Source organism: Mycoplasmopsis cricetuli ATCC 35279 (assembly GCF_000526955.1).
GTDB lineage: Bacteria > Bacillota_I > Bacilli_A > Mycoplasmatales > Metamycoplasmataceae > Mycoplasmopsis > Mycoplasmopsis cricetuli.
Genome location: NZ_JAHB01000024.1, coordinates 1 through 4832, shown reverse-complemented (window position 1 = coordinate 4832; position 4832 = coordinate 1). Strand labels below are relative to the sequence as shown.

The 4832-nt window shown below is 17.8% G+C and carries 4 protein-coding genes; 2 read left to right on the top strand and 2 right to left on the bottom strand.

Annotated features, from left to right (window positions below; translation table 4 throughout):
- Positions 1-1019, bottom strand: a 1019-nt coding sequence (locus U744_RS04370; protein WP_036432101.1) for a hypothetical protein, incomplete at its 3' end; no start/stop codon positions are given.
- A 341-nt stretch (positions 1020-1360) separates the two neighbouring features.
- Positions 1361-1660 carry a hypothetical protein gene (locus tag U744_RS0103850; RefSeq protein ID WP_025755730.1) on the bottom strand — a complete coding sequence of 100 codons (300 nt, stop codon included), beginning with the start codon at positions 1658-1660 and terminating at the stop codon, positions 1361-1363.
- A gap of 702 nt (positions 1661-2362) precedes the next feature.
- On the opposite strand from U744_RS0103850, the gene U744_RS0103845 reads away from it, so the two are divergent.
- Complete coding sequence (locus U744_RS0103845) at positions 2363-3436, top strand: hypothetical protein (RefSeq protein WP_211234167.1); 1074 nt, start codon at positions 2363-2365, stop codon at positions 3434-3436.
- A gap of 286 nt (positions 3437-3722) precedes the next feature.
- Positions 3723-4727, top strand: coding sequence for a site-specific integrase (locus U744_RS0103840; RefSeq protein WP_025755728.1), 1005 nt, complete (start codon positions 3723-3725; stop codon positions 4725-4727).
- The last annotated feature ends 105 nt before the right edge of the window (positions 4728-4832 follow it).

Sequence of the window (4832 nt, the reverse complement as noted above, 5' to 3'; positions counted from 1 at the left end):
ATTTCTTCTTGAATTGATTTGTAAAAATTCTTTTTAAAATCATCAGTTTTTAATTTCAAACTTAAATCTTTATGCAAAATAATTTGTTTTGTAAACTCATTTTCAGTAATTTCAAAATTTCAAAATTGATTTGGCACTATAAAAAAATCTAAATAATTAAGATCATCAAAAACCCACCTTGATAAAAGACATAAATCATCATCATTATTATTATTATTATTTTTTATTTGACAAGTAAGATTTGCAACTAAATCAGCAAAAGGATCATTTATTAGTTCATCATAATTGTTTGGCTCTAATGAATAATTAGCAAAAATATTGTTTAAAGTTTGTTTTTTAAAATTGTTTGCTTTTATAAATTGGTTAAAAATTTCTTCTGTATCTTTGCTTCAAATACATATAGAAAAATCTGAACCTCATATTGGAGTTTTTTCTTGAAAATTTTGATCATACCCAAGAATATCTGCAAATATTTTAAATAATTTTTTTCGAAATTGTTTTTCTTTGATGGAATTGTATCCATAAAGTCACATAGCATATTCTGAAGGATAAAGCATTACATTTATTTGTCTATCTTCTGAAGTTCTTTCTATTTGCACAATAGTGTGCTTGTTTGTTGCTCCTGAATATATACTGTGAATATAAAAAGATGTATTTTCAATTTTTTTCTTTTTTAAAATTCATTTTTGATAACTGTTTACTAATTCAATTTCATTATTATTTGCTAATTTGTCAGTTTTTAAAATATAAAAGTCTCATTTTGCTTTTTTATTAGGTGTTCAAAAATCATCATACCTAGAGCGAACTCAATAATCACAGTCTTCATAACTATCATAAGAATGTTTTTCAAAATAATTTAGATCTCTAAACTGATTGCAAATGTTTAAATTTTTGTTTCAGTTTTTTTTATAATATAAAATTTTTAATTTTGAATAATCAAATTTAGAAGTGTTAATTTTTTCAAAATTATGTTCTTTTAATTTTTTTTGAATTTCAAAATTAGTTCTTTTAGATAACATATTACTTAAAATTATAAATTAATTTTACATTATTGCCTAAATTTGTTTTTTTATTTTGATTATTTTTTGCATTTTATTTAATATTTTATTTACTTATTAGTTATTTATAATTCAAACATTTTAATAAACTAATTTTAAAGTATTTAAATTAAAAATTTGTGCTAAAAGCTAAACTAAAAAAAACTATATTTTTTATTACTGAAAATTACATAAAATTGAGCTAGTTTTAAATTAAAAAATCAAATAAATTATGCTGAATATAATTTATTTGATTTTTTTTTTTTTTTTTTAATAAAATGCAATTTTATACATAAACAATAATTAGAATATAAATTACATTTTTAATTCAATTTTAAATTGTTATAAATTAGAAAGATTATTTTTTCAACTTGAATTAAAAATCCATTGGTAAATTCATGAAATGATTTATTATTACCAGATTTAATTTCAAATTTTTTAATTTCAATGATAATTTTTTTGTTTATTTTGTCTAATTTTAGATTTTTAAAACTATAATTTTTTCGTTTTAAAATAGGTCCACTTGAAGAATTAAAATTAATGTCTCTTACTAGGACTAAAAAATTATTATTAAAATAATTTGAATTATTTTTTAGATCAATTTGTTTTTTATTTTTTTTCATCTTTTGAAATAAAGTATTTATAACTTGTAAAACAAAAAATAGTTTTTAATTAATTTATAAAATTTAAAATGTTTTTTAAAAAATTAAACAAGTAATTTTGTAATTATCTATTATTTTAATATCAATTAATGTATTTTAAGTTATTGAGTAATTTATTTTTTAAATTTATTATAATTTTAATGTCTAATGTTATAGATTTTAGAGGTTTTTATGGGTATTTTAAAACAAAGAAATTTTAAAATTTTTAATTTTTATATTTCTAATATCTTTAGAAATAAAGTTTCATGAATTATTTTTGTATTTTTATGTCTATTTATTTCAATTTCTACAATTGCAACGATTTTGATTTTAAAAATTAAATATGATTATATAAATTTATCTAGATTTGCAATTGCAGCTATATCTATCTTAGATATATTGTTTATTATTTGAACATTGATCTTAACATCAAAACTTTTTTATTCAGAAAAAAGTTCAAACAATGAAATCATGTTAATATCAAGACCATTTTCAAGAAAAAATATTATTTTAAATAAATTTTTATGTTTTTTTGTAATTGGGTTTTTTTATTGTCTTTTTATTTATATATTGAAAATATCAGTTTTTTTAACTGTAAAAGATAAATTGTATAATTATGCTAATTGATATTATTTAAGTTTTTTTACAAATTTACTTTTTTATTTCTTTTTTGGATCATTTTTTATGGTATTAAGAACAAAATGATCAACAAAAATATCTTTTATGATTTTAACATTTTCAACTATACTTATTCAACCACTTCAGTCAATTACTTATGTAATTGAAAATCAGTCTTATTATTTTTTAGAAGATTTGGATTCTTTGGAGAAAAATGATTTAGTATTAACAAGTAAATTCGTTAATAAAAAAAATAACAATTATCAATTGTTTATTGTTCCTAAAACAAAAAATTTAAATTTAAACGATGATAAAAAATCTTTTTTAGATAAAGAAAAAAAATTAATTAAAAAAGCTGGAAATAATTTTTATATATTAAGTTTCTTTTTAAAATTTTTAAATCCAAGTCATGAATTTTTATTTTCAGTTCAAAGAGATTATGATGGCAAAAATGTTTTTCAAAATTTTAATTCAAATTCAAATATAAATAAAATCAATGATAAATACTGAAATGTTTTTTTGTCCCAAAGTGAAGAAAAACCTCCCACTGGAAAAAATGAAATTTTTAGTTTAAATTATATAAAAGAAAAAAACATGTTGATTCCAGGAAGATATTTTTTTGATGTAAAAGATGATTCTAAAAAAATATTTGAAAATAATCTTAAAATTGATATAGAAAAATTTTATAAAGTTTGAAAAAATGTTTTTAATAGTCAATCTGTAAAAAATGTAAATGATTTTGAAAATGCTAAAGAAATTTTTACAAAGACAATTGAAGAGAATAATTTTGGTAAAATTTTTAATAAAAATGAGTTTTTTATTGCAACATTGGTTTTTTTATATGAAAATTATTCAGAAAATAATTTTTTAAAAATTTTTATAAGTGGAATATTAAAAAATAATAATGAAATTAAAATAAAAGAAAATAAATTTGACATTTCAAAATTTAATTTTCCTTATTCTCATTTTAAAAATTATCCTAATGAAAAAATAGATATTTTTAAAAATGTTGATGAAATTTTTGTTTACAGTCAAAAAAGTTTTGATCTTATTAAAATTTTAATATTATTTGTTTTTAGCTTGAGTGTTTTATTTATTTTCATTACATACTTTAGTTATTTAAAGAAAGATAATTTTTAAAAAATTAATTCAAAGTACTACAAATGTAATAGAATACTATTTATAATTTAAATATAAGTTATTTGCTTTATTTTAGAGTTAAAATCAATTAAAAAACTCAACTTAATCAGTTGAGTTTTTTACTATAATTTAAAAAGGGATAATTAAATGAAATTTATCAAAAAAATAAATAATATATTAAATTTAATAGTATTTTTTTATTAATGTACATTTAGATTAAATATTCTTTTTCAGTATTATATACATCAAAATTTTACTTAATTTAAATATGAAGTGAAAGGAAAAAGTGAAATATTTAATTAAAAAAAGAATGATTAATCTTTATTTAAAACATATTCAAAACAAAAACACTAAAAAATGTTACACCAATGTTTTTAACAATCTTTTAACTGAATTAAATTCAGAAGCAGTTAGTGTAGATGATATTATTGATTTTATCAATCAAAAAAATATTAGCAATAACAGTAAAAATTTCTACAATTCAGTTTTTAAAACTTTTGTGCTATGAGTTAATAAAAAATATAATTATAATATTAAAATTAATCAATTTGAAAAATACAAAAAAGACACTAAAATAAAAGTTCCATTGGATCTTAATGGTATTAATTTTTTAAAAAAAGAATTAATTTCTTACAATAATGATGTGTTGACTTTTTTTATGCTTATGTGCTATGAAAATGCAGCTAGAATTGGTGAAGTAATTAATGCTGATTATAATAATTTAGATGAAAATTATTCAACATTTAGTCGAGTTGAAAAAATCCAAAATGATGAAAAAAGAGTTATTATTATCCCTCAAGATTTAATTGAAATTTATAAAAAAATTGATTTTCAATCAATTGCAATTAATAATTCTGCATTAAATCGAAGAGTGTCAAATTTTTATGTTTATTTAAAGAAAAAATATCCAAATCTTCCTTATAGTAAATATCAAATTAATTTTCAAAATATGCGAACATCAAGAATTACTTTTTTAGATGGTTTAGGTTTAACTTCAAATGATATCATTAAAATAACAGGGCATCGTTCTACCAATACTATTGATCAACATTACATTAAAAGAAATTTAATTAAAGGAAGGCAAATATTAAGTTCGGTAATTAAAGGTGAATGAGAAGAGTTAATTAACATTAATACTATTCCGAAAATGGCTAAAAACTTTTCATCTTTAAGTTCTGCTTTTAATATTGAAGTTAATAAATTAAAAAGTAGAATAGTTAAATTAAAAGAAGAAAACAAACAGTTAAAAAAAGAAAATCAAAAACTGTATAAATATTTTCTTAATAAGTAATTTGTGTTTTAATCGAGTTATTAAAATCAAAAATGTCTTTGACATTTTTTTTTTTAAAAAAAAAAAAAAACTAAAAAAAGTTTATAAATGAAGATTTATAAACTA